We start from the raw sequence: 26,838 nt of genomic DNA on the forward strand, positions 1-26,838 counted from the left end.
CATTCAGGCAGCTAAATCCATTACATAACGGCTTGAAATGACTTCTTTACCCCAATAAAAAAGAAAAGTACGCCGACCGTCTGCACCATGTGGTAAATCCCATTATGGTTAAACGTCCAAATAAACGTAAATTCTACCGCCGTTCTTACCTGAAAGATCACAGCTGTAAAAGAAAAAATTCCGCCCAACACCATATACCATGCCCCAGGCAAGCGATCAGTCCAGCCCAGCCAGGCATAACCGATAATAACAGGAACCATTATTAGCGCCTGGTAAGCAACAAACATCAAGAATCCGTTAGTTTTCAAAACCGCCAGAACAAAAAATAGAAAGCCGGCCAGTAAGATATAGGGGAATGCTTTTTTAGAATAACATTCACCTAGGAGGTCATTAATAACAGCCAAAGTGAAAGTCGTCAGGAAAAGACCAAGGAAGATAAACAAGATATACCACAGCCCTATCCGAAGATATTGAGATGTCTCTACTCCATGTATAAAGGCGGCCAGAAGAGCACCAGCAAATAATAAAGCGTAGAAACAAAGCCACACATTCCGTTTCCAATCGGGCTGGAAATCACTTCTAATAAAATAAATAAAAATCAGCAGCGCCGAGACCGCCAATATCAAGTCTGTTATTGATGAAACCTGTTCAGTAGGCACATCTGTTAACCTAAGCACTTATTTCATATTCCTTCAATGCAACATATTAATTGGCAACCAACACTCAACACCACCCCATCAATCCAATAGCAAAATTACCCAAAGCAGCATTAATCGACAACCAACTTAATTACAACCAATACCAAAGCGCCAAGGTTAAATTAATCATCATCATGACAAAATCCATGACAAATATGAACTTCATCACGCCTTGCACTTTCCAGGGCCCACCCCCACTTCGATTCTTTAGCGCGACTGGCAAATTATAAAAAAACTGAGAACCATGTGTAACAGCAAAAATAAAAAGTAATATAGACCTTTGGATATACCCAGAAAAGGAAGCGTGATTAACCAATAAAAGAACACTCATTAGCGCCAATGAAAAATTAAATCCCCCTAGAAATTTACCCGACTCAGCCAGTATTCCAAAGACAGGGGTATCTCTATATTCTCTAGGGACAATCAGCTTGGCAAAAATTTTTCCCCGCAAGGAGAAAACATTAAAGCCCATTAAGAACCAAACAGTATTTAGCACTAAGACCAACTCAAAAATCACATTAATCTCCACAATTTATTATAGTAATTACTTGTGATTACATAAGGCAGCATACAGCACAGCACCAATCATTTAGGAACACATAAAACTGTATTTTTTAGGAGTTACTTAATACCGACCAGCAATTCACAATTGTCCCTTTGTCATACACAGCTATATCCCCAAACTGAAGAAATACGGACTCACTTTGAGTTGGCCTCAAGAAAACCCAGTCATCCTCTCGCAGGGCTACTTGGTTTGAAGCATTGAGCATCTCCTGATTTGTGGAGCGGCCATAGATAGGATTGATAGAAAGTCCTTTTGGAGATTCAGGCTGTGCCTTCCAATAGCCGCCGGAGATAAAGAACGTTTGCTCTCGGTTAGGATTTAACCAGCGCATAGCACCTGTCAAACTTTCCAATCCAGGAATCTGTGTTTGCGGCAGACGCTTTAACACGGGACTGGCAATAAAGGCAGCTGCTTCATGATCATCTAAGGTTGGAATATCAAAATCCGTAGGCTTTACCAAACAGGAACCCGCCGCTAACTCATTACAGGGGGCACTCCCTGAACGCCTTTTATAGAGTTGATAAGTGGGACTGCCAGCTCCATTCAATGTCAGATCACTGGGAAACTGATCACCCAGTATACGCCTGGCCTGCTCTAATCTTTGGCGGTAGATATTCAAGCCGCGGTCAATCGCCTTCTCTGGCCCACCCAGAATCCCCGGCATCTTAGCCGCATGAGCGTCATAGCCCATAAATCCCGATAAACTGAGCTGTGGTTCTTTCTGAATGATATTAAGCATTTCGGTAAGGCTTTGAACATCATTGACGCCGCCGCGATGCAACCCTACATCCAATTCGATATTGATCCGCAACTCTTGACCGAGGTTACTGGCCAATGCGGCATACTGTTGCAGACGCCGAGGGCTATCAATGAGCCACTGAAGCTGTAGTTTGGGATCAAAACCACTTGTTGGCGGGCTGCTATAAAAGCTTTTAGCCGCAGCAATCGGAAGCGGCTTACCCAGCAGAATGTCCGCCTTTGGTTGTGACTGTGCCAACTGTTGTAAAAAAGGCAGATGGAACACCATAAATCTATGGGTTCCAGTCTCCTTGGCTACCGTCTCCAGTAAACCCAGGGCCGGCAAAGACTTGGCAACAATACGATAGTCAAAATGTCCCCTTAGGTGCCCAGAGAGCACATCAGCATTGGCTTTCAGGCGACTTAAGTCCACCACCATTGTGGGGCCAGAAAAACCAGCGGCATCCAGGGCCTTGGAGATGTTTTGGAAATAATTGCTATGTCCTCCTTGCCCCAAGGCTTTTGGCCTCAAAAGTGGTACTGCAGCCGCAACGCCCAATGCCGCACCGCCCAGTATGAATTTTCGCCGTGCTTTCTCCAAAGTCCTCTCCAGAATTTCCTTTTTTAGCTCTTAGTTTGGGCGGTACCTCATAGTCCCGAAGCCAATATGGTGTCAATCAGCTTACAAGTTCCTTTAGGTAAGGGTTTAAAAATTTTCCTTTGGGATCCATTTCCTTTCTGACTTCAAGATAGTCCTTCCAGCGAGGGTATAATTTGGCGAAATTCTGCCGGTGCAAAGTATTGAGTTTGCCCCAGTGAGGCCTACCCCCATACTTGCGCATAATCGGTTCTAGTACCTTGAACAAGGGTTGGTAATCCTCTTCAAAGTAACGGTGCACTGCGATAGAAACAGAATCCTGTTGGTAAAAAGGGCTCAGCCAAATATCATCACCCTTCACAAAACGCACCTCAATAGGAAAGAAAACATTGAGGTTGTTCTCCTCTATTGTGCGCCGCAACTCCGCAAAAGCGGCTAAGCCAGCTTCCCGTGGTAAGTGGTATTCCATCTCATTAAAGCGAACATTGCGCTCACTGGCATAGTTGCGCCAGGAGGACTCTACTACCACCTCCTTTTCAATATCTTCCATTGCAGACCGCAAGGCGTATTGACGCAATTTAGGCGACCAACCAAGCCAGTCCCTTACGGTTTTAAGGGTCATCACCGCTTCATTGGTATCCTCCCGCTCGGTAGTGAAGATCTCCTCATTAGTCAATTGATGGGTATCTGCCAAACACATACCGGAGAAAGGAATATAGTAGAACTCGAAATTCCGATTTGAACCCGCAAGTGTCTCCGCCTGTTCAATCAGCTCCTCCATTGGAGCCACCCAGGATTCCCGCCGCAGCCTGTAGCTGGGCTGATTTTGCATGCGCACCTTGGTCACTAAGCCCAGGCTACCCAGGGAAACTTTGGCCGCAGTAAAGACCTCTGGGTTTTGTTCCGTATCGCACCAAAGGGTGTTGCCATCTGCAGTAACCAGCTCTAGCCCCACAACATAGCTGGACATACAGCCCAGGCCAGCCCCAGTGCCATGGGTAGCGGTAGCTAAACATCCACCAAGAGTCTGCTCATCGATATCTGGCTGATTGATCAAGGCTTGACCAACATCTTCCAGCGGCTGGCCCAGATCGGCTATTCGCGTACCCGCATAAATCGTAGCCTGGGCAGTTTCTTGACTGTGATCGACAACCCCACTAATGCGCCCAAGCGAAATAATGGTGTCATCTGTCGGCACCAAAGCCGTGAATGAGTGCCCTGCCCCCACAGCTCTCACAGTACCGCTAGCTTCTGCTACACGCTGCTGCAGTTCGGCAACCGTTTTTGGTGCCAAGCGCTCACTAGGTACACACTCTTGCGAACCAGACCAGTTACGCCAACGGATGCCCTTGCGCTTTCCAGTATCGCTGGCCTGTACCAGGGTGCGGGCAATAGAAGAAATTGGAGCTGCAGCCATGGCGGTAGAGCCTGCGGCAATGGTGGCAATAAAGCGGCGACGTGATTGCTGCATGATTCCTTACTCCGCAGTGGCCATAAAGGCGATTAACTGCTCAAACTGTTTTGGTGAGCACTCAAAACAAAGACCTAGGGGTGGCATGCCCTGGAATCCATTAACCGCGTTTTCAACCAGTACATCCATTCCTTTATCTAAACGCGGTTCCCAACTGGCAATATCGCCAGTAAGTGGTGCCGCACTGGCACCGGTACTATGACAGCTGCGACAGGTTCGCTGATATATCTCGGCTATTTCAGGATCATCAGGCGTCAAGGTGAGTGCTTGTTGGGCTAAAGCCAAACGGTTTTCGGGGCTATCCTCGGGGGATTCAGAACAACCAGCCATTAATACACCCAAAAGAAGGGGGGCGCAGAGAAGCCTAAGGCTCCGGTGAGGTCTTACCAGTTCCATGTATGTACACCTACTACATTATTGTTAATATTTCTCAGGTGCTTAAACCTGAGGTTGGCGTTGTGTACTCAAGTTGCAACCATTGTTAATCAGGCTGGCAGCTAAGACAACAAGCGGAACTGGTCAGTCTAACATTGAACTGAACTCACTATTTACTTGGTACTAATTCGTATCACCTGCCCATTATTCATTTAGTAATTACTATTCTCTGATTCTTTTGCACATCCCTATGAGTAAAGCCTTTGGCATTACGTCTCTTTTTATTTATTGATGGGTAATTTATTGATGAACTGAAAACTGTAACTATTATTAAACTCCCCGAAGGCCCCTTAGGCATTACTCAAATAGCCCCCATTTATATTCATTAGAGACAATGAATCAAGGAGGTAGCAAAACCAGCTAAAGTGCACAATCTTTATCGTCCTCAACCAAAAGCATGATTCTAAAGAGCAACTTATAAAAAAATATAATCGGCAAACTTAAACCATGGATAACAATAAAGTGAAAAATAAACTATTAAAATCCGCATTTGTTGTAGGAGGTCTGAGTTTTAGCTTTTCTGCTTCAGCAATCACTTTTTCTGAAATCTGGGATATTTTGATTAGTTCCAGCACGCAGGTAGGATTCACCGGCACAGTGGGCAATCAAGGCTATAGCAGGCCAGAGCACTTATCTGGACAGAGCGGCCAATTAAAAATAATGGCAGCCAATATCAAGGGCTTTCCTGAAGGCTTACAGGGGATTTCAGACAGCCAAGCCTCCCTGTTTTCTTCCACTTATATTACCGGTCAGGCCTACGATATCGTTGGGCTTCAGGAGAACTGGGTAAGAAACTATGCAGTTATGTCTTCACTCAACCCAACAGAATACCCTTATAGAAGCGATCACTTCCAGGGTGGAATTTTCAGCTTTGGCGATGGTTTAAGTACTATTTCCAAGCACCCTATCAATGGCAGACAGCTCCATATCGAATACTCAAGCTGTAAGGGTACCTATGCAGACTTTATAGCAAATGGTTCAAGCCCCGATTGTGAAACGGAGAAAGGCTTCACTTTCACCGAAGTTCAGCTGGCGAAAGACTTGAAAGTTCATTTTTACAACACCCATATGGACACCAGTAATGGTCCAGAAAAAACGGGCCAGTTCAATCAACTAAAGCAGTTTATCCAGCAAAATTCGGCGGGCTACCCTGTTATTGTAATGGGAGACTTCAATGCATGGATCGATAACGGTGGCTGGCAACCGGGCCCTGGCCAATCAGAATTAGGGCGCTGGGCCACAGATTTAGACTTAACCTGGGCTTGTAGTCAGGTCAGTTACGCCGCTGGCAATACGAACATCAATGATGTTAAGGGGCCCTGTAAAGGGGTTGACCACATTGCATTTCGTGGTAATTCGCAAATCAGCTTCTCCACAAATCGTTACGATGAGGTTCATCAGAGCATCAGTGACCACAACCCCATTACCGCAACATTAAATTGGACAAATCACGCAGCCGCTTATTCCTCCACTTATGCGAGAGCACATACCGCTTCTCTGCTCAACACCCACCACAACACACGAATTCAGGCAGTCTATGGTGGTAACGATGAGGCAAAAAATATGCCTGCGCCTGCTGCTGAATGGGAGACCTTTACTCTTGCATTAGAACAAAAAGGTAATACTCAGCCATGGGTGGATCATCGCTGTATTCAGAGCGGAGACACAGTTTCGATACGCTCCCATAACGGGCATTACTTACGTGCCACGCCGCATAACAATCATAATGTTGATGTCAGAGCCGGTGTGACCATGAGCTGGGAAAAATTTACTCTTTACAACCATACGAACGGATGGGCATGTTTAAACGCAAACGACAGGATTACTTTAAAAACAGCTCATGGGAAGTATGTAATGGCTGATGCAAATCGTAATTTATCTGCTTCCGATAACCAGCAGGCCTGGGAGTTCTTTCAGGTTGAGTTTGCGAGATAGCTGGTAATCCAGACATCGCGACTCGTTTGCGATCGTATATAGCCCACTTTAAGTGGGCTAGTTCTGATTTTTCTTTTTTGCTTGGAGTAAAGCTGTAGTAACTCGGACTTAAACGGACAGTGCCTTACGAGAGATTCAGGTGTTATCACGTAAAGTCCAAACTACAGTTTTAAACTCTATTGTTCTTAAAATCTGTGCCGAAGTTGTACTAACCTACCCGTCTAACGAAAACTTTGGATACCTCATTCAGTGATCGACCAGCTCAAATGATCCCTCACCCAGGGCTCTATTAATCACAGCGGCCAGGCGCACACCACCTTGTTGTAAGCGCATTTCCACGGAATCCCGACAACGCAGAAAGTACTTTTCACCTAACTGAGTTTCATTGGTATAAGCCAGCTGATGAGCCAGTTGATGGGACTCTTTGGCCCAGTGTGTGGCGCTTGTAGACTGCCAAAGCCGGCTCTGGGCCGCACCGATTTTTTCTGCCTGCTCTTTGGCATAATCCTGCCAATCGCTAACTATCCGTGAGACGAGATGAATATCCCAAAGCGCATGCAGGTTGGTTTCCTCTCCAAAAAACTGCACCACGACATCATTCCCACCTCTATCCGAGTAAAGACCGGTATGTAGGGGTTGGTGTAGGTCGCCCACAAAGTGGGTGATAAACATCAAGGCCTCAGCGCGCTCCGTGCCTGATCGACTGCGATCTGCAAGAATTTCCTCAAACTGCTGGATGGCTTTAAGGATGCAACCCGCCGGGGGGCAATCTCTCGCTGAGACATAACTGCGCCAGTCGCGTGACAGATTGATATAGTGCATGGGGGCAGCCCAGTTGTATTGCTCATTTGAGCGGATACGATCCGCCCAGGTGGCTGACTCTGCCAGGTGTGGCTCCCCAACTTCATCGAGAAGGAGTTCAACTTCTGCAGCCACATCCGGGGTCAAGTATTGCCAAGCAATTTCCCCAACCACTCTATGACCATCGTCCCCCCAAGCGTGAACCTTGAGAACACTGAACACTCCAACAAGTACAATATTTATACAAATTATTTTTTTCAGCTTACCCATCTCAAGCATCCGCTCTAAAAATTTGTCGCTACCTTAATAAACATTTGTGACAAATTGGTATTCATCAATGCCGTCCTACCAATTTGTTACCAAATTGCAACAAATCGTTAACCTGCCCTTCAATTTCACCCGCTAAAAAGCACACTGGCCGAGACCTGGGGAAGCGTCTCGGGAGCCGATTACAACCAGTACCCAAAAAGCCACGCTGATGGCTCATTCAAGACCAGGATTTAGTTATGAAACCTTCAATTTTTCGGCGCATGTGCTTATCCGCTGCGATCATCTCCGCGATTGGTTCAACACAAGTCTCTCATGCTCAAGAAACTGCCGCAGCCATCCGCGGTTCGATCACTGGTAATGGTGGCGAAGTAATCAGCGATGCGAAAGTAACAGTTATTCATACTCCTTCTAACAGCCGACGCACAACGCAGGTGGGAGAGTCCGGTCAGTTTAATTTAAGTGGCCTTCGAGTTGGCGGCCCTTACACAGTGACGGTTGAATCCGACCAAGGGAAAAGAGTACTCGAAGATATCTACTTGTCCGTGGGCGATACCCTGCCCCTAATGCTAACCCTTGGCTCATCCAGCCTTGAAGAAGTCAGCGTGCTTGGCCAGGCTTTGAGCAGCTCTCGATTGGCAGTGGGCCCCTCTTCCCATTTCAACAGCGACGATTTAAAAAGTGCACCGACTGGTGGTCGTGATATCAAGGATCTGCTACGCCTTGACCCGCGTGTTTATATTGATGAGGCCAATGCAGATTCCATTCAATGTGCAGGAGCCAACCCTCGCTTCAACAGCCTGACTGTTGACGGCGTGCGTATGAATGACAACTTTGGTTTGAATAGCAACGGCTATCCAACCGAACGTATGCCATTCTCCTATGACGCTATCGATCAGGTAGCCGTCGAGCTGGCCCCATTTGACGTACAGTATGGCGGCTTCAGCGCTTGTAATATCAATGCAGTGACCAAGTCCGGCAGCAATGAGTGGCACGGTTCTTTTTTCTATGACTATACCGATGATGGTTTTCGCGGGGACTCGCTAGAGGGAGAAGACATCAACGTCGCCAAGTTTGATGAAAAGCGATACAACGCAACCCTTGGCGGTGCCATTATCGAGGATAAGCTTTTCTTTTTTGCAGCCTATGAAAAACTCGATGGTGTAGCTACTTTTGACCGGGGCCCAGTTGGTAGTAATGCCGCTACCGAAGTCCAGGGCGTATCCCAGGCTCAACTGGATGAAATTGTACGAATTTCCAACGAGGTCTACGGTTACAACCCGGGCAGCTTACCCAGTAGTCTTCCGGAAGAAGATGAGAAACTGTTAGTCAAGTTCGACTGGAATATTTCTGAAAACCATCGCGCAGCATTGACTTACAACTACAACGATGGTTTTTCTATTGCCGAGGCCGATGGCGATCCTGATGAGCTGGAACTGTCCAATCACTACTATGAGCGCGGGGCAGAGCTGAACGCTTACGTCGTGCAGTTATTTTCAGACTGGAGTGACATCTTCTCTACTGAAATGAAGATTGGTTATTCCGAGCTGGATAACCGTCAGATTTCCCTGGGGGGGACTGATTTTGGTGAAGTACAAATCAGCACTTCCTACGATCATGACAACGATGGCAGTGACACAGATGCTACTGTTTATCTCGGTGCGGATGACTCCCGTCACGCCAACAAGCTGAGCTACGATAACCTGACCTTTAAACTCGCCGGCAAACTGCTTTTGGGTGAGCACAATCTGACTGCCGGCTACGAGCATGAAAATTTCGATATTTACAATCTGTTTATTCAGGAAGCTGCTGGTGAATATCGCTTTAGTAGTATTGAAAATTTTGAGCAAGGCGTTGCCGATCGAATCATCTATGAAAATGCTTCCGGCACCAACAATATCCTGGATGCCGCCGCTGAATTTTCATACGATATCGACACTCTCTACGTGCAGGATGAGTACACTTTTGCCAACGTCGACCTCACAGTTGTCGCGGGCCTGCGCTACGATCGCTACAGCAGCGATGACAAGCCTGTAGCCAATACAGATTTCACAACAGCTTATGGCTTCTCCAACCAACACACCATGGACGGTCTCGATCTACTGCAACCCCGACTGGGTTTGAGCTGGAATGTCGATGACAACCTAGAGCTGCACGGTGGGGTTGGCCTCTACTCAGGTGGCAATCCCAATGTTTGGATTTCCAACAACTACTCCAATAACGGCGTTATACAAATTGAGGCGAATGATTACAGTGGCACGCCTTTGTTTGATATGGATTGGACTGGTATCGGCGCTCCAATTTTTGACGTACCACAGTCCCTCTACAATCAAGTTGCGAGTGGAGACGGCTCTTTAGGTGGCGTAAACATGATGGACCCAGACTTTGAGATTCCATCAGTTTGGAAATATGCACTTGGGGGGAGCTATGAGTTTGAGTCTGGTTATCTACTCTCTGCAGACTATCTCTACAGCGACTATAACGATGCAGCCATTATTCAAGACCTGTCTTTAGAGCAGATTAGTACCGCAGCTGATGGCCGGCCTGTTTACGCCAACGCTAATGGACGCAGAGGCGACTACATGCTCACCAATGTTAAGGGTGATTCCGGTTATTCCAGTGTTATCTCATTGGGACTTAGTAAATCTTTCGACTTCGGTTTGAATGTAGCAGTGGGGTATGCCTATACCGATGCGGAAGATGTGAACCCTATGACCAGCTCAGTGGCCTATTCTAACTACACGACTATCGCCACCGTAGACGCCCAGGACCCAGGCACGGCAACTTCCAACTACGTGGTTCCTCACCGTTTTACACTGAAGTTGGACTATGCCCGCGAGTTTCTTGCCGGATATGAAACTCGCTTCACTCTCTTCGGTAGTGCAAATGAAGGCGTTCCCTATTCCTACACCTTCTCCAATTATATCTTTGGTGATGGGGGGCGAGGCCGTGGTCTGCTCTATGTGCCAACAGGCTTAGACGATGCCAATGTTGTCTTTGGGGATGACTTCGATACTGACGCATTCTTCGCATGGGTCGATTCTGAAGACCTAGATAGCGGCACTATGGAGCGCAACTCCCTCAGCAGCGATTGGTGGAGCAAATTCGACCTGCGTATTGACCAGGAGCTACCCGGCTGGCGCGCAGACGACAGACTCAATGCTTTCTTTGTTATCGAGAACCTTGGCAACCTGTTAAACGACGAATGGGGAGTAATGTACGAGGGTGCCTTCCCACGCTTCCAGGCTGCTGTAGATGGGAGCATTGATGAGCAGGGTCGCTTTGTATTTAACGAATTCAACGATCCAGCTGGTCAAACCCGCGTTACAGACGCTTCTCTTTGGAGCGCCCGTATGGGAATTCGCTACGAATTCTAAGTACAAAAAAAGCCGCGGCAACTGCCGCGGCTTTTTCATTCTCACAACGAAGTATGACAGCCCTGCTCAAACGAATTTAAGCACTACCCAACCAACGGGCTAAAGTCTCCCGTAACAAATCCTTACTCAAGGGTTTGGTCAGGTAATCATCCATTCCCGCCGCCAAACAACGCCCTTCAAATTGCTCTTCCGTAGTGCTGGTCAGAGCGACAATTGGCAATCGGTCATCAGGTCTGTGCTCTGTTTCCCAGCGGCGCAGCATCTCAATGATCTCGGCACTGTGATCGGTATTTTGTTGGCAGTCGACCAAAGCCAGGTCGTAATGTCCTTCTGACAGACGCGCCAAGGCCTCTTCACCGTCGCTGGCGATATCCACCTGGTATCCAAGTGCCTGTAACATTTCCTCCGTCACCCATTGGTGCGGACGAGAATCTTCCACTAATAGCAGGGAGTATTGCCGCGGTTGATCGGCGCCGCCTTTTACTACACGCCGGGTGGTTCGCTTGGCACCGCCAAAGATTCTCTCCACCAGGGTATCGTGCAACTCTTTACGGGTTACCGGACGTCCCAGGTAAAGCGCCGAAGGTACAAGTCGTTGCAGTTGTGCGAAGGTGGACTTCTGGCCAAAGCCACCGAGGCATATCAGCGGGCAATCCCGATCTTCGGCATGGGCCTTTTCAAAGAAAGGAGTCACAGACTCAAAAAGAATGTCATCCCCCATAGCAGGCACCAGCATTACCAGCTGACCACGCTCTAAAGCCTGCTGTAGCAGCTGTTGTACCTCACACTCGCAGCCTTCGCACCAGCGCTGGGATTTCACATCCATACCAAAGGAACGCAACATCTGAACCAGACCGGAAATAAATAGGCCTTTCTGGTGAATCAGCAAAATCTCACTGTCCTGCAAACGCCGATCTGGAGTGAGGTAAGTACGCTGATTGGGTTCGATGCTGAACTTGACGACCGCCTGGTAGCGATTGCCATCCTGGTTGGAATGCAATTGCAGGTAGCCCCCCATTGCCTCCGCCAGTCCCTTTGCGATGGAGAGGCCGAGGCCTGTAGTCACCTGATTAGTATCCATCCTGGAAAAGGCACCGAATAATTCACTTTCATCGGGCAGGATTTCACCGCGGCCGTCATCTCTCAGGGTAATACTCAGCTGTCCCTCAACCGAAGTGATTGGGGTAAAGCTCACTTCGCCCCACAATTCTCCGCGTTGGGCAATACCAGTGGCGGAGTCCACCAGATTGCGAATCAGCTGCGCTGTCTTGCGGTTATCCCCAGTGACCATCACCGGCAGGCTGTCATCAATCTGGAAATTAAATTCCAGAGCCTGGCTGTGTGCGGCACGCGCAGCAAATTTAAAGGACTTCTCAATTGTTTTTACCAGGTTAAATGGCCCCTGGCGCATACGGATGTCCTTGCGGGCAACACGGGTAAACAGGCCTACATTATCGACCAGCTTCAGCTGCTGGCTGCTGGCGGTTTTTGCCAGCCCTACCCACTCTTTTTGTCGCTCACTGAGGGGTTCCGCTTCCAGCAAAGAGAGAGCACCCAACGCATCAGACAATTGGCTGCGGAATTCCTGACCAATGTTTGCGATAAATTCATTGGTCAATTCAACTGCCGCTTCCGAGTGTTTGCGCGCAGCTGCGAGGCTACTGGCGCGCTGCTGTAGCTCTTGCATCGCAGACAGCCGTTCCCAGTAGTTTTCTGACTCTCGCCGCCCCTGGTGTGCAGTCAGCCAGATAAAGGCCAGTGTCAGGGTGCCGTAAATGGTGCCGAGGATCATGCCGGAAAAGAGTGCCATGAGCGCAGCTGGCAGCAGGGAAGTCACCGTAAACCAGGTGAGAAAGCGATGATAGGGCGAGAATACCGTGGTTACACTAGAGCAAAAGATAACGGAGTAGATCCACAGGAAGTGGGTCTCTGGAGCAAACCCCATCAGGTAGACAAAATAGAAAAGCGTGAGACCCCACCAGATGGAGCCGAGAATCGAAACGAAAAAATAATGATTTCGCCAGCGATTTGGCCCCGAACTGTATAGATGACCAAAACGGAATACGTAGTAACCACGAATCAGCGTAATTACCACGAGCCCTGCCCCCAGGATCAATAACAATCGCGGGGCTTCCAGACGCATGTCACCAATGGTGGCCGCGATTAAAAAGGCACAGAAGGAGAGCACCATACCCCGCCGGCTGTATTTGGCAATACGCATATCGGTGGCACGGCAGATGCGTCTATCCTTCTGCACCTTGAGTTCAGGGCGATCAAATAATGTCATAGCGACCTTCCCTGGAGCATTGGGTATCCGGTGACATAGAGGCCCTAGCCTATCCCAAGTACTTCAACCAGTACTGTTTTTATAATAAACCCGAGCAATCCAAGGCCCAGTGCGGTGAACAGGATAAAGGTACCAAACCTACCCGCTTTAGAATCCTTAGCCAGGTTCCAGACGATAAACACCATGAATAGGATAAGGGCGCCAATTCCCAACCACAGGGAATACTCTTCAAACTGCTCAAAAGTCATGCAAATCTTCGCCTATAAAAACTGGCGCGCATTGTACAGCGCTTACCAGCTACTGGTAAGACTTGGCCAAATAGTCTCGGTCAGGATACCACTTCATATGACTGGCAGTTCAGGCACCCTGATAATAGTCTCCATCCTCCTGGGCGTGGGTACCACAGCGCAAACGTCGAACCTCCTTCTCACGATAGCGGCTGTCATGCCAACATCTGGGCAGTGGCTCACCGGACAGAAAACACAGGTCTGTCTTATCGAAAACCTCAGGATCTTGAATTTCCTCCCCCCACAAGTAACGACCGACAACCGTCAGTTCATAGGGGTTTGAGAGTGTGACAACATCGGCTACTTCAACCAAGTGCTTGGTGTTTACATCTTTGAAAAGCATGGTGGCACCCTTTTCCACTTTCTGACTTCAGTATAGGGCTTTTGGCGACAATTCTGGCTAAATCAGAGGGAGTGGGCTGAAAGTGAGATAGAGGAGCTTCTTTTTGCCCGAAGGAAGCACTTTGTTGTAGAGAGGAGGATTTCGGTAGAACGTATTCTGAACTTCATAGAAAGGCCAGCTTTCCTCCCCGACTTTCCCCATCTCTATATCATCAGTAGAGCTGCCCTTAACCTTCAATAGTCAAGCGCGCAGAGACCATACCCTGCTCCTGCAGGGCATCCAGGTTGATAGTGCGAACGCCCAGCTGCTCTTTCATCAGCTGGTTCAGCCAGGGTTGAAGATCCTGATAGCGTACTTCTTCAACCCATAGGCGAATACGATTCTCCCCCTCGGGCTCAAAACGCTTAATGGTGACCCGGTTTTGCTTGGCCGCATTGGTCACTCGCTGTAACAAGGTGCCGGAAGCCTGGCCGCCGCCACCATTGGGCTGGATGCGGGAAAGTACGGGGCGCTGGGACTCCATCCACTGAACCAACTCTTTCGAGTCTTCTGCGCGCGCACGGGATTCATCGAAAAAGCTTTTGGCCGGACTGAACAGGCCGTAGACAATAAAAATTCCGCCTGCGAACAGGCTAAGGAGGGTCAGGGCACGTTGATCGCTGGGGGACAACCCCTGCCACTTCTGTTTCCACTGCTCAATTTGTTCTTTCATGCTGCTATAACTACCAAATTCTTTTGCCTTTTACCCTGCGCCTTTAGCGCACGCGTACCCGTCCGGAAACGCCTTCCTTCAATTCATTGGCACCGAGCAGATTAGCACGCAGACCATTACCGGAGAGCTTGCTAACAAAAGTGTCCAAATCCGAGAGGTTTTGCGCTTTCAGCTGTAATACCATTTCACCGCGTTGGCCATCAAAGCGCAGGGATTGCAGCTGCAGCTCTTTACCCCGTTGCTCAGTCCAAACTTTACTGAGCTGTTGCATATGCGTGGAAAAGGCGCCGCCCTGGTTTCCCGCGCTCTTTAAGAAACCATTAAGTTGTCGGCGCAGCTGAGCCGAGGGCCGAACATTGGGGAACATCTCCGTGAACATTGCGCGAGCCTGCTCCTCAGCCTGCTCCGCCTGCCAGTGGTAATAGGCACCCGCACCGACAAAGAAAAGCAGCTGGGCTGCAAAACAAAAAACAGCCACTTTTGCCGGCTTTACCCACCACACAGACTCGGTTTTGCCGCTGGCTAGCTGGTAATCGCCACTCAGCAAATTGCTGAGTTTGCCAGGCTTGTAACGCTCCAGAAAAATTTCTTCAGGAGAGCGCTTATTCATCTGTAGTCGGTCAGCAAAAAGAGACTCAAGCTCCGCTACAACAAGGCCATCCTCTTCGCCAGCGCCCAACAACAGTAGTTTTTTCCCCTCAGCTTCTTCATCGGTTCCTTCTGCATCGGCTCCAACTTCAGCAGATACAACCTCTCCCAGTAGGGAGCCAAGTAGTGGCTGGAGGTACTCACGGCGGATCGATAATCCCTGGCCGCTCGATTGCCAAACATGGGCCTGGTCTCCATCGAGCCACAGGGAGACATCACTCTCTAACAGGTCCAGTAATAGGTATTCCGGTAGCGCCGCAACCAACGGCCACTTGAGCCGCTCAACCTGGCTATGCAAGATTTCCATCTTGTCCTTGGAAATCGCATAAATACTACAGATATCGCCATTGCGCGGTGTGCAGACAAAGTGCAGGTCTTCCACATCTTCCGCGAGCTGTTCTTCCACCATATAGCCAATGGCATTGGCCTGGCGCCTGGCCGCCTTGGGAATAGACTCAACGCCACTCCAGACCCAGTTACCGGGTAAAAGCAACAGCGCTTTGCAGCCCTCTGGCAGGTTCAGTGACGGATGGGTGTCGGGTACAGCCGAGACTTCTAAATCTGGATTAAAAGCCGAGAGGAATTGATCGTCTAAAGCGGCTTCGCGCCAAACGCCATCCTCCCATTGATGCAGAGCGAGCCCATTGGCGCTAGTTTCAGTGAGCCGCAGCAGAACCAAAGCCGGCTTGGGTGGCACTGCAGGCATGCCGATTTCATTTACGCTTTTCTTTTTAAACATACAATCTTATTGGCTATCTACTGTCTTCACTCGCTGCGGTGCCATCGTAGTCGAGTAACTCCTGCATCATTGCACCAGAAAAAGTGCGGCGCTGGCGCTGCACAACTTTAACTTCACCATCCCCTGCCTCATCAAGCCAGAGGGCCGTCTCCCAGTACTGGCGATAGTCTTCGCTATCTCCGAGTTGGACAGCAATACGCGCCAGAAAGTGCTGGCTGTGAAACATAAACTGGTTGGTTTTGGTGATGTTATAAGAGGATAAATCTCCCGACTGGCTGAGAATGCCGCCGGATTCACGAAACTGCAGTAACTTGCTCACGCTCGCAGAAGAGTCCACCGCCTCAATGAGCTCCTGTGAAGCCAGGTTGATATTAATCTTGGTCTCGGTTTCTGGAAGCGCACAAAGGAACGGGGCCAATTTTTGCCAGTCCTCCAATTCCATCTCCTGCACAGAAGACAGTTCTGATATGTCACTGATCAGGGTATCTGGGGTGCGGTGAGCGAGGTCTCTACCGAGATAGCCATCATCCTCGGTTGCGGAAGAGCGCGGTGTATCGTTGTCATCCATCCAGTCGGCAATAATTCCGGCCAGATCAGATTTCCCAGTGACATTGCTTACCAGCCTGCGAAAGATTTCAAACTGGTCATTGCCATTACTGCTGGAAACCAGATTATTTACATTGAAGCAGGAGTTTAAGTCTTTGATATTTATCCGAATTTTTCCGTTATCGGGATTGAACTGCAACGCTGGTGAAGCCCAGGCCTCCAGGGCATGATCGGCGGGCTCCGCCGCGTCTTTATCCTCTTCAAAATCCTTGAGCAGCGCGACCCTACTCCAGGCTTCGGCACCGGCGACAAACTCGGCCAATTGCGTGTTGGCCAAAAGAGCGCCACTTCGGGTAATGGAAATCTGGTCGCGGGTTATGGCGTGCGAGACCAGGGCAATTGCAATCACCATCACCAGTAAAACGGTAATTAAGGCCACGCCCCGCTGGCGGCGAAAAGTCTTTATCGACTTAGAGCCGCTCATCGTTACCACCTCCGCCGGAATTATTCCCACCTGAATTGCCGCCGTTTGAGTTGTTCCCCCCTCCATTGCCACCGCTGCCGGAATTAGCTCCAGGAGGACTGAACTCTACCGTTGAGAAGGAAAAAACGCGGCGAATTTCACCGTACTGACGGGTCATTAATACGAACTCGATAGCCTTTGGCAGGCGGCTATCTGCACTGGTAGTAGATGCTGTAGTACCGGCTGGCGGCCATTGGGCAACCCAGGCATCAGAATTAGGGTCAAAGTACTGCAAAGTCAGGCTTTCCACCCCGGTTAGCAGTGGTTCGACAATGGGTTCTGAATCCGGTCCGCGATCCAGTACCTGCCAGCGGCTGCGCAACAACAGGGCCCCGGTATCTTCCTCTTCCGAAAAGGAGCTGCGTTCATCACTCTCGGGATAACCGATACTGTAACCCAGCCTCTGAAGTTCTCCTCGAGGTTCAGCGGTCAGATTTGCCGCCCCCAGGCGGGTAAATTCGAACTCATCCTGATCACCGCGAAAAGCGGGCTCATAACCCGTATAGGCATTCTTGACCGGTCGCGCCGTAACCTGGCGCAGGTCATCTTCCAGGCGATAAAGTGCCATGGAAAAACGGCGTAACTCTTCTGCACGTCGCTCAACAACGCTATCGGTATTGTGGAAAATCTCCAGAAGGGAAAATGAGCCGACACTGATGATCGCCACCAGTACCAGTACAACGAGCACCTCAACCAAGGTAAAGCCGGACTGACCTTTTATTTGGGGAATCTGCATCGAAGCTACTCCTCCGCCGCCCAGGCATCCAAGGTTAGGGTTGGATTTTCGGCATCGGGATAACCCACTTTAATAATGATATGGCGCAGGCGTTCTTCACTGGTCGCCTCCACCTTTGCAGTCACTTCCCAGTCCCTCTCGGCAAAGGACACTTCATCCTTTTTCTCACCAATCGGTGGCCAGGGAGTTTGCACACGAACTTGCGAGAGTATCTGTTGCGCCACCCAATTAGCAGCGAGCCGCTCCTCCATTACCCGCTGGCGCTGGACACTGCTCTGCATGGTGCGTAACACACTGGCAGCGATTACCCCAAAGATAACCAGGGCAATCAAAACCTCTACCAGGGTAAAACCACCCTGGCGATTCATGGTCTTGCACTTAAAGGTCATCGGCTTGCCACTCTAACTGCAAACCGTACAGGCTGCTGTAGGAAATTGTTGCGCCACGGGCATAGTCGCCATCCTCAATTAGGAAAACTGCCAACTTCACCGGTAGAACTTCACCACTCGATAAGGCAACGAACTGTGGCTTAAGATTTTCTTCGTCACCCTGCTCTTCGGCAAACTCGGTAGATTGAGTGGAGGGGAGCTCTGCCTCTTCAAGAACTTCAAGGCGCACAATTGCAGGGAATTCATGGGCCGCAAAGCGCTGACTGCGCCTGCCGGCGGCAGCCATATCGGGCGCCACCCAAGTCATGGTAGTGGGGTCAAACCGCACCACGGTATAAGATTCCGGTTCAAGAACGACACCGTAGTGGGCTTTGTCGATCAAGGCCCGATCGGCGACTAGCTGTAACAGGGCGGAGAGACGCTGAGTCTCCCCCTCCCACACACGTGCTCCGGAACTACCCAGGGACATCACGGCCATCCCAGCCAAGCTGGCGATGATTACAATCACCACCAATATCTCGACCAGTGTGAAACCGCGATTACGCTTGAGCCCCGTGAGAGCAAGTCGCTTGTACATCGAGTGCTATTGGACCCGGATTACAGATCAGCGGCGAAAATATCGGCGGCCTCACCTTCCCCACCGGGCTTGCCATCGGCACCAAGAGAGAACAAGTCGAAAGCGCCGTTGCTGCCAGGGCTGATGTACTGGTAAGCGTTACCCCAAGGATCCTTGGGCGCTTTCTTCAAGTAAGGTTCATTCCAGTTTTTGGCTTCCGGGAAACCAGACGGGCGTGTCACCAGAGCTTCCAGACCTTGGTCGGAACTTGGGTAAACAAAGTTGTCCATGCGGTACATGTCGAGGGCGGTCTCGATAGCGCGAAGGTCAACACGAGCTGCCTTCATGCGGGCCTCACCAGTTTTGCCCAAAACACTGGGGACCACCATGGCGCCGAGAACACCAAGGATCACAATCACCACCATGACTTCAATCAAGGTGAAGCCACCACTTCTACGTAGGTTTCGCATTTTTCTCTCCAAGTTCAGCTGAAAGCTGGGAACCCCCAGGGCCACGAAGGGAATCGTGACCCCAATTTAAAAATATTCAGTTTTTGTAAAAAGAGACTATCTACATTTTCAAAGCAGTAAGAAGCCGAGCACCCCTACTAAACCAAGACCAATAAGTACCCTTGAGGCCTCGCGTAGAGTAAAGCCACGGCTGTTTAGTAAGGATTTCATCTTCCCCTCCTAAATAACCTGCATCCAGAATCTATGGACTTCACTACTTTGAGCTCTACATAGCCAGTTCGTTCATGCTCATGATTGGCATCATGATGGCCATTACGATAAATAGTACGATAGCGGCCATAACAAGCAACATCAGCGGTTCGAACAAGCTCACAAAAGCAGTCACCGCCCCCTGGAGGTCTTGCTCTTGAGACTCCGCGGCCCTCTGCAGCATTTCGTCCAGGGTGCCGGAAGATTCACCACTGGCGATCATATAGATCATCATTGGTGGGAAATATCCAATATCTTCCATAGCCCGGTGCAAACTACCGCCTTCACGTACCGTCTTCTGTGCAGTTTCCAGGCGATCTTTCAAGAACTCATTGGTCATAACCCCGCGAGCAATACCCATCGCTTGGACCAGAGGGACACTACTACCGGTTAGGATCGCCAAGGTGCCCACATAGCGCGCACTTTGCGCACCGCGCACCATCCAGCCAATAACGGGAAGCTCCAACAAACGGTGGTGAAACTTAAATTTGATCGCTGGACGGCGCAGCATAATGACCACACCGGCAATAATGGCGCCCAGCGCTGGGGGTACCAGCCAGCCCCAGGCGGCAATAAAGTCACTCAGTGATACCAGTATTCGAGTGGGCAGCGGCAAAATTTGTCCGGTGCCTGTGAATACCTCAATGACATCCGGCACCACATAAACCATCAGGCCAGTAACCACGAGGACACAGATAAAGACCAATACCATGGGGTAAATCAGTGCCAATTGCACTTTCTGGCGAAACTGCTGCTGCCCCTCTGTGTAGTCTCCCAAGCGTTCCAGCACCGCATCCAGGTGCCCGGAGTGCTCACCGGCTTCCACCGTAGCCCGGTAGAGCTTAGGGAAAGCCTTGGGAAAACAACCCAGGGCCTGGGCAAAACTGTGGCCCTCCAGAATCTTGCCGCGCACTGCCAGCACTACACGCCGGATCTTTTGGTTGCGGGTCTGATTGGCAATTGCCCCAAGAGTCTCCTCCAAGGGAATACCGGCACGCAACAGAGTGGCGATCTGGCGGGTGAGCAGGGCTAGGTTTTTAATACTGAGCCCGGGACTTCCGGACATAAAGGCGCCAGCGCTCTTCTCGGATTGCTCCGCGGCTGGCGCGACATCCAAAGGCACCATGCCTTTAGCGCGCAACTGCTGTCGCGCGGAGCGGGCGCTATCCGCCTCGAGGGTTCCCTTGCTCTTCCGACCCGATGCCGCCAGGGCTGTGTATTCAAATGCTGCCACTATCAGGACTCCTGGGTTACCCGCATCACTTCTTCAAGGGAAGTCCTGCCCGCCAGGATCTTGGCGACACCATCATCGCGAATACTTGGCCCGAGCTTGCGCGCCTCTGCCACCAACTTACTTTCGGAGGCGCGATCATGAATCAACTGGCGCATGATTTCATTGAGTGGCACCAGTTCGTAGATACCGATACGACCCACATAGCCGGTATGGTTGCAATCATCACAACCCTTGGGACGGTAGATAAGGGCATCATCACCGGGTGCAACACCGAGCACCGCCCTTTCCCCCTCGTCAGGGATATGGGGCTGCTTACAGGTGGGGCAAAGTACCCTGACCAGGCGCTGCGCCAGAACCCCGATCAAACTGGAGGACAGCAAGAAAGGTTCGATACCCATGTCCATCAGACGGGTAACAGCACCAAGCGCGGTATTGGTATGCAGGGTTGAGAGTACCAAGTGACCTGTCAGACTCGCCTGAATGGCGATCTGCATAGTTTCAAGGTCGCGGATCTCACCAATCATCACCACATCCGGGTCCTGACGCAAAATTGCGCGCAAGCCCCGTGCAAACGTCATATCTGCCTTGGTGTTGACCTGGGTCTGTCCAACCCCTTCCAGGTTGTATTCGACCGGGTCTTCCACCGTCAGAATATTTTTTTCGCGACTGTTGATACTGCCGAGACCGGCATAGAGGGTGGTCGTTTTACCCGAGCCCGTCGGGCCCGTCACCAGAATAATGCCGTGGGGGTGGGCCAATAGCTCAGTCATAACACTGAGATCCCGTTCGGACATACCCAGCTTGGTTAGGTCCATCTTCCCCGCCTGCTTGTCGAGCAGACGCATCACCACACGCTCGCCAGCCGAAGATGGCATGGTGGAAACACGCACATCCACTTCGCGCCCGGCCATCAACAGTGAAATACGGCCATCTTGTGGAATACGCTTTTCGGCGATATCCAGCTTGGCCATCACCTTGATACGGGAAACCAACAGCGGTGCCAAGGCGCGCCGGGGCTGCAGTACTTCACGCAGTACACCATCAACCCGGAAGCGCACCACCAAACGTTTTTCGAAGGTCTCAATATGAATATCCGAAGCGCCCTGCTTCAGGGACTCCGCAAATATCGCATTGATCAACTTAACGATGGGCGCATCATCTTCCTGCTCCAGCAGGTCTTCTGTTTCCGGCAGTGAATCTACCACCGCAGCCAAGTCCAAGTCGTCGCCCAACCCCTCCACTTCGGAGAGGTTGCCGCCCTCACGATTTTCGTAGAGACGCTGTAGCGCCACCTGGAAAATCTCATCTTCCACCGACTCCAGGCTAACCGCACCACCGTTGATACGCTGCACCTCCGCAATCGCGGAGGGGCTCAGCGGTGCAACGTATTGGCACAGCGGGCGCCCCTCCTGCTCCAGTAGCAGGACCTTGTGGCGCTTGGCGAAAGCATATGGAAGGCGACGAATTGCTGGAGTCCCTGTTCCTGTATCAACCGTCATTTAGATTCTTCTACCTCCAGCACCTCAACCTCACCGTCCAATACCTCAACCTCGCCAGGCATTCCCTCCAGGGCATCTTCCAGGTTATCGACGGCATTGATAGAACCATCTACCGGCGCTGGGCTCTCGTTATAGGTGCCAGTCGGCGGCATCAAGTCAGGCAGTGCGTCACCGCGGTGCCAATCCCACAGCAGGCTGGTTCTGTCTTTCAAGAAGATCTGCTTCTGCTGCATATCCATATAGCGCTTGCGGGTTTCTTCGTAGCCTGCCCGCTGGGTGCTCAGGATTTTCGGCTTCAGGAACACCATCAGGTTGGTCTTTTGGACATCCTTCTTGTTGTTGCGGAATAAGCGGCCAATCCCAGGAATATCCCCCAGCAGAGGTACTTTCTGGACAGAGTCAGTGACTCTATCTTCAATCAACCCACCTAAAACCAAAATCGCACCATCATCAATCAATACCTTGGTACGTATCTCGCGCTTACTGGTAATGATATCCGAGGCACCAACAGCTGCATCTGCTGCGGCGGAAAGCAGGTTTTCAACCTTTTGCTCAATTTCGAGGGTTACCGAGTTATTGTTGTTCACTCGCGGGGTGACCTTGAGGGTGGTACCGATATCTTCACGCTGAATCGTGGTGAAAGGATCATCATTACTGCCGGACAGCAATTGCTCACCAGTAATAAAGGGTACGTTCTGACCGACGAGAATTTCGGCTTCTTCGTTATCCAGAGCCATAATGGTCGGCGTAGACAGGATATTGGTATTGCCTGCTGTGGCAAGCGCGTTCACTGCAACTCGCAGGTCGGTGCCACTCAGATACCCTAGATGCAATGCATTCGCTCCAGTGACACTCGTAAGAGGAAGAGAGAACGGATTGATATTTCCATCGCCATCTTCGGCCGGCAAGTTGTTCCAACCAGCAACAACATTTTCATCACCCGTAATCCAGCTGATACCCAGTTCGTTATTGGTATCCTCATTCACCTCGACAATAATCGCCTCGATCAGCACCTGGGCACGACGCACATCCAGGCGTGCAATAACGCCTTTCATCGTTTCCAGCAATGCCGGGGGCGCAGTGAGAACCAGGGCATTGAGAGATTCGTTGACCTGAATGCTGACTTCAACATTCGCAGCCTGCTGATCTTTCTCCGTATTCTGGATACTGCCACTCATGCCTTCCAATATCGGCTTTAGGTCAGCGGCATTGGAATACTGGACATAAACTACCGCCGTGTTACCGTCGCCAGCCAACGGCTGGTCCAGACGGCCAATAACAGTGCGAATTTGTTGACGAGTTACCGGGTCACCGGTCAAAAGCACGCTGTTGGATCGCTCATCCACTGCGATTCGCAGCGGCTGAACTTCTTGGCCCGCACCTTTACCTCCAGACGCCTGCAGCAAGTCATTGAGGATTTGCTTAACCTCTTTGGCGGAGGCAAACATCAAGGGAACCACTTCAATATCGATCGCACCGGCGCGGTCCAGCTGATCGACCAAGCGTACAATCTGGTCAATATTTGCCGCACGATCGGCAATGATCAGGGTGTTGGTATCGGCATAAGCCGCCAAGTGGCCGGTCTGGGGAATCAGCGGGCGCAACATGGCAATTAACTGGGAAGCGGAGATGTTTTCAACCCGAACCGTGCGGACAACCAGGGATTCGGCGGGAGCGCGGGTGTTTTCATCGGCAACAGGAATTGCCTGCTGTTTAGCGAGCGCATCGGGTACCACTTTCCAGGTACCGCCCTGCTCTACCAGGCTGAAACCGTTTACCTGAAGCACCGACATAAAAACATCGAAAGCTTCATCGTGTGTCATAGGGTCACCGGCAACGACGGTGACTTTCCCTTTTACATTGGGGTGGACAATAATATTTTTGCCGGTGAAATCGGCTGCCCAGTTAATCAGGTCGCGAACATCGGCATTGTCGAGAGAGAGGGTAACTCTCTCCGAGCCTTGAGCCAGCGTTGCAGTAGACACAAAAAAACCAAACCCGACCGCAATCAGCCGTCGATAAAACATCTTCATCATTATTTATCTGGCTCTAGTAAATGTTCAAAAAACTCAAAACAATCTAGTTAGACAGTTTTATTGGGGCTGGCGCTGAGCACGACGCTCACGGGCCAATTCACGCAGCTTTTCCATCCGCTCTCGAATACTTTCCTGGCTCGCTTCACGTCTCGAAGAACTTCTCGCACTACTGCTTTGCCTGGACCTATTTGACAGGCTTGAATAATTTCTCAACGGAACATTCGGGCGTCCGTCCATCTCTGGATATGTCAGTTTTTCCATCCTGCCATTACGACGAAGAACTACATGGTCTACCTCAACAGAATAAAGTTCGGCGCCACCGGGCAGGGAATCCCCAACAAACAAACGCTGGGCAGGCTTACCCTTTTCTGCAACCAGTGCACTGGCCTTACTCTTATCCGAGTTATCCAAAACCCCGGAAAGAACAATATTCAGCTGGGTTACAGGGAGGTTAGAGAGATCCACCTCTGGGATAGCTTCTTGCTTCTTGGCTTCGGCATAGCCGAAGAAGGGGGTATTCGGTATGGAAGCTGCCTGAGGGGCACTTACCCGACTATCGTTACGCTCGGCAAGGAGAGACTCCTCCGGCTCCGAGGGAATCAGCAATGCGCCATAGGCAAGCAAATTGCCAGACACCCAAAGTAGTCCCACTGCGGATGCCGCCATGGTGCCGCGAGAGAATGATCTTCGCGAATCGCCCTGGCCAAGGCCGTTACCTACTGAGCCAATGGCTCGCTTTAATGGGGACATGAACATACCCACGTACAAGTTCAACTTTCTTAGGTTATTGGTTTTTGACGCCTATTTTGTTGCCTCTGCCTCTGAAAGGCAACGCTCCTGCCCAGTTAAACGTTGCAAACCATCACTTCGTCCCCGAAATTGCACACTAGTTCCGTAGTCCAGAAGCCAAAAATGAGAAAAGGCGGCAATACGCCGCCTTTTCAATACTGATCAGTATACTAATCAGGAATTACAGCTTTGCTTCAAGCTCGGGGACCGCTTCAAACAAATCAGCCACCAGGCCGTAATCAGCAACAGAGAAGATTGGAGCTTCTTCATCTTTGTTGATAGCCACGATAACCTTGGAGTCTTTCATACCGGCCAAGTGCTGGATAGCGCCGGAAATACCAACAGCGATGTACAGGTCGGGAGCGACGATCTTACCGGTTTGACCAACCTGCATGTCGTTGGGTACAAATCCAGCATCTACCGCAGCGCGCGAGGCACCAACCGCCGCACCCAGCTTGTCTGCCAACTTGTACAGCATCTCGAAGTTTTCGCCATTCTGCATACCGCGACCACCGGATACGACCACGCTAGCGGCGGTCAGTTCTGGGCGATCGGACTTGGCGAGCTCTTCACCTACAAAGGATGAGACACCAGCGTCGTCTGCAATATCCACAGACTCAACAGCCGCGCTACCGCCTTCTGCAGCAACCGCGTCGAAAGCAGTGGTGCGAACGGAAATCACCTTGATGGCATCAGAGCTCTGCACGGTCGCGATCACGTTACCAGCGTAGATTGGACGCTTGAAAGTGTCGGCGCTCTCTACGGAGATGATGTCGGAGATCGGCTGAACATCCAGCAGCGCAGCGGCGCGCGGCAGCATGTTTTTACCAGTGGTGGTAGCGGGAGCCAGGATGTGGCCATAGTCTTTACCCAGATCGGCAACCAGTTTGGCAACGTTTTCAGCCAGTTGGTGCTCATAGGCAGCATTGTCAGCCAGCAATACTTTGCTAACGCCCTCAGCTTTGGCCGCAGCGTCAGCAACAGCAGAACAACCCGCGCCTGCAACCAGAACGGCGATGTCGCCACCGATAGCTTTAGCTGCGGCAATAGTGTTGAGCGTGGCGCCCTTCAGTTCGGCGTTGTCGTGTTCAGCAATAACCAGGATGCTCATCAGATTACCTTCGCCTCGTTTTTCAGTTTCTCTACCAGTTCCGCAACGTCGGCAACTTTAACGCCAGCCTGACGCTCAGCCGGTGGCTCAACTTTCAGGGTTTTAGTGCGCGGAGTGATATCTACACCCAACTCATCTGGGGTGGTGGTGTCGAGAGGCTTCTTTTTAGCCTTCATAATATTCGGCAGAGACGCGTAGCGCGGCTCGTTCAGACGCAGGTCAGTGGTCACGATAGCCGGCAGTTTCAGCTCTACAGTCTGCAGGCCGCCATCGATTTCACGAGTCACTTTTACAGCGTCGCCTTCAACAACCACTTCGGAAGCGAAGGTGCCCTGCCCCATGCCAGTCAAGGCGCCCAGCATCTGGCCGGTTTGGTTGTTGTCGCCATCAATAGACTGCTTGCCGAGAATAACCATTTGCGGCTCTTCTTTATCGACAATCGCCTTCAGGCATTTGGCTACAGCCAGAGGCTGCAGTTCGGCATCGGTCTCAACCAGAATGCCTCGGTCGGCTCCCAGGGCCAGTGCTGTGCGGATTTGCTCCTGGCTCTGCTTGGGACCCATGGAAACGGCGACTATCTCGCTAACAACGCCTTTTTCCTTCAAGCGAACCGCCTCTTCTACTGCGATTTCGCAGAAGGGGTTGATAGACATTTTGACGTTGGCGGTATCAACGTCAGTGCCGTCCGCCTTGGGGCGAACCTTGACGTTGTAGTCGACAACGCGTTTCACAGCTACAAGAACTTTCATGGAAATCCCGTCTCAAATATGCTTTTTAACAGCCGCGACTGACGATTCTC

At 50.7% G+C, this 26,838-nt stretch carries 24 protein-coding genes; 2 read left to right on the forward strand and 22 right to left on the reverse strand.

All coding sequences use genetic code 11. The annotated features are described in order from the left end of the window. Window positions 1-20 precede the first annotated feature (20 nt). The 5 genes from FIU95_RS10000 to FIU95_RS10020 all read right to left on the reverse strand — a co-directional run bounded on the left by FIU95_RS10000 (window position 21) and on the right by FIU95_RS10020 (window position 4,400). A complete protein-coding gene (locus tag FIU95_RS10000) occupies window positions 21-659 on the reverse strand; it encodes a hypothetical protein (protein WP_152453635.1) in 639 nt (212 codons plus the stop codon). A 130-nt stretch (window positions 660-789) separates the two neighbouring features. Further along, window positions 790-1,215, reverse strand: a complete 426-nt coding sequence (locus tag FIU95_RS10005) for a hypothetical protein (RefSeq protein WP_152453636.1) — start codon at window positions 1,213-1,215, stop codon at window positions 790-792. Window positions 1,216-1,312: 97 nt separating this feature from the next. After that, window positions 1,313-2,602: a DSD1 family PLP-dependent enzyme gene (locus tag FIU95_RS10010; RefSeq protein WP_152453637.1), complete on the reverse strand. Its 1,290-nt coding sequence runs from the start codon at window positions 2,600-2,602 to the stop codon at window positions 1,313-1,315. Window positions 2,603-2,678: 76 nt separating this feature from the next. Continuing rightward, complete coding sequence (locus tag FIU95_RS10015; protein WP_172975370.1) at window positions 2,679-4,070, reverse strand: D-arabinono-1,4-lactone oxidase; 1,392 nt, start codon at window positions 4,068-4,070, stop codon at window positions 2,679-2,681. A 6-nt stretch (window positions 4,071-4,076) separates the two neighbouring features. After that, a complete protein-coding gene (locus FIU95_RS10020; protein ID WP_253868548.1) occupies window positions 4,077-4,400 on the reverse strand; it encodes a cytochrome c5 family protein in 324 nt (107 codons plus the stop codon). A 552-nt stretch (window positions 4,401-4,952) separates the two neighbouring features. Here FIU95_RS10020 and FIU95_RS10025 point away from each other — a divergent pair. Continuing rightward, window positions 4,953-6,440, forward strand: a complete 1,488-nt coding sequence (locus FIU95_RS10025; RefSeq protein WP_152453639.1) for an endonuclease/exonuclease/phosphatase family protein — start codon at window positions 4,953-4,955, stop codon at window positions 6,438-6,440. Window positions 6,441-6,686: 246 nt separating this feature from the next. Here the strand turns inward: FIU95_RS10025 and FIU95_RS10030 are convergent, their stop codons facing one another. Beyond that, entirely contained in the window at window positions 6,687-7,511 is an 825-nt protein-coding gene (locus FIU95_RS10030; protein WP_172975371.1) for a S1/P1 nuclease, read from the reverse strand. Between the two features lie 236 nt (window positions 7,512-7,747). Here FIU95_RS10030 and FIU95_RS10035 point away from each other — a divergent pair, with 236 nt between their 5' ends. Continuing rightward, window positions 7,748-10,885 (forward strand): TonB-dependent receptor, encoded by a 3,138-nt coding sequence (locus FIU95_RS10035; protein ID WP_152453641.1) that lies wholly within the window; start codon window positions 7,748-7,750, stop codon window positions 10,883-10,885. A gap of 76 nt (window positions 10,886-10,961) precedes the next feature. Here the strand turns inward: FIU95_RS10035 and FIU95_RS10040 are convergent, their stop codons facing one another. From FIU95_RS10040 to FIU95_RS10115, 16 genes are all read right to left on the reverse strand, one after another. Next, window positions 10,962-13,172, reverse strand: a complete 2,211-nt coding sequence (locus FIU95_RS10040) for a response regulator (protein ID WP_152453642.1) — start codon at window positions 13,170-13,172, stop codon at window positions 10,962-10,964. Window positions 13,173-13,216: 44 nt separating this feature from the next. After that, the gene (locus FIU95_RS10045; RefSeq protein ID WP_152453643.1) at window positions 13,217-13,420 is read right to left on the reverse strand and encodes a DUF2788 domain-containing protein; all 204 of its coding nucleotides are present in this window, start codon (window positions 13,418-13,420) and stop codon (window positions 13,217-13,219) included. Window positions 13,421-13,529: 109 nt separating this feature from the next. Next, window positions 13,530-13,802, reverse strand: a complete 273-nt coding sequence (locus tag FIU95_RS10050) for an acetyltransferase (protein WP_152453644.1) — start codon at window positions 13,800-13,802, stop codon at window positions 13,530-13,532. 226 nt (window positions 13,803-14,028) lie between these two features. Further along, a complete protein-coding gene (gene gspM / locus FIU95_RS10055) occupies window positions 14,029-14,514 on the reverse strand; it encodes a type II secretion system protein GspM (protein ID WP_152453645.1) in 486 nt (161 codons plus the stop codon). A gap of 43 nt (window positions 14,515-14,557) precedes the next feature. Then, complete coding sequence (gspL, locus tag FIU95_RS10060) at window positions 14,558-15,901, reverse strand: type II secretion system protein GspL (RefSeq protein ID WP_152453646.1); 1,344 nt, start codon at window positions 15,899-15,901, stop codon at window positions 14,558-14,560. Window positions 15,902-15,914: 13 nt separating this feature from the next. Then, on the reverse strand, window positions 15,915-16,931 hold the full coding sequence (gene gspK / locus FIU95_RS10065; protein WP_152453647.1) for a type II secretion system minor pseudopilin GspK: 1,017 nt from the start codon (window positions 16,929-16,931) through the stop codon (window positions 15,915-15,917). Beyond that, complete coding sequence (gene gspJ / locus FIU95_RS10070; RefSeq protein WP_152453648.1) at window positions 16,918-17,706, reverse strand: type II secretion system minor pseudopilin GspJ; 789 nt, start codon at window positions 17,704-17,706, stop codon at window positions 16,918-16,920. The genes gspK and gspJ overlap by 14 nt, the downstream gene beginning before the upstream one ends. Window positions 17,707-17,711: 5 nt before the next feature. Beyond that, window positions 17,712-18,095, reverse strand: a complete 384-nt coding sequence (gspI, locus tag FIU95_RS10075; protein WP_152453649.1) for a type II secretion system minor pseudopilin GspI — start codon at window positions 18,093-18,095, stop codon at window positions 17,712-17,714. Next, window positions 18,085-18,672 carry a prepilin-type N-terminal cleavage/methylation domain-containing protein gene (locus tag FIU95_RS10080; RefSeq protein ID WP_152453650.1) on the reverse strand — a complete coding sequence of 196 codons (588 nt, stop codon included), beginning with the start codon at window positions 18,670-18,672 and terminating at the stop codon, window positions 18,085-18,087. The genes gspI and FIU95_RS10080 overlap by 11 nt, the downstream gene beginning before the upstream one ends. A gap of 20 nt (window positions 18,673-18,692) precedes the next feature. Further along, window positions 18,693-19,121, reverse strand: coding sequence for a type II secretion system major pseudopilin GspG (gene gspG, locus FIU95_RS10085; RefSeq protein WP_152453651.1), 429 nt, complete (start codon window positions 19,119-19,121; stop codon window positions 18,693-18,695). 265 nt (window positions 19,122-19,386) lie between these two features. Then, on the reverse strand, window positions 19,387-20,604 hold the full coding sequence (gene gspF / locus FIU95_RS10090; protein WP_152453652.1) for a type II secretion system inner membrane protein GspF: 1,218 nt from the start codon (window positions 20,602-20,604) through the stop codon (window positions 19,387-19,389). Window positions 20,605-20,606: 2 nt separating this feature from the next. Next, complete coding sequence (gene gspE / locus FIU95_RS10095; protein WP_152453653.1) at window positions 20,607-22,103, reverse strand: type II secretion system ATPase GspE; 1,497 nt, start codon at window positions 22,101-22,103, stop codon at window positions 20,607-20,609. Next, window positions 22,100-24,139 carry a type II secretion system secretin GspD gene (gene gspD / locus FIU95_RS10100; protein ID WP_152453654.1) on the reverse strand — a complete coding sequence of 680 codons (2,040 nt, stop codon included), beginning with the start codon at window positions 24,137-24,139 and terminating at the stop codon, window positions 22,100-22,102. Before gspD ends, gspE begins: the two co-directional genes overlap by 4 nt. Window positions 24,140-24,196: 57 nt before the next feature. Beyond that, a complete protein-coding gene (locus tag FIU95_RS10105) occupies window positions 24,197-24,889 on the reverse strand; it encodes a type II secretion system protein N (RefSeq protein WP_152453655.1) in 693 nt (230 codons plus the stop codon). 220 nt (window positions 24,890-25,109) lie between these two features. After that, window positions 25,110-26,039 carry an electron transfer flavoprotein subunit alpha/FixB family protein gene (locus tag FIU95_RS10110; RefSeq protein WP_152453656.1) on the reverse strand — a complete coding sequence of 310 codons (930 nt, stop codon included), beginning with the start codon at window positions 26,037-26,039 and terminating at the stop codon, window positions 25,110-25,112. Continuing rightward, on the reverse strand, window positions 26,039-26,788 hold the full coding sequence (locus FIU95_RS10115) for an electron transfer flavoprotein subunit beta/FixA family protein (RefSeq protein ID WP_152453657.1): 750 nt from the start codon (window positions 26,786-26,788) through the stop codon (window positions 26,039-26,041). The genes FIU95_RS10110 and FIU95_RS10115 overlap by 1 nt, the downstream gene beginning before the upstream one ends. Window positions 26,789-26,838 lie beyond the last annotated feature (50 nt).

Source organism: Microbulbifer sp. THAF38, from assembly GCF_009363535.1.
Taxonomy (GTDB): Bacteria; Pseudomonadota; Gammaproteobacteria; order Pseudomonadales; family Cellvibrionaceae; genus Microbulbifer.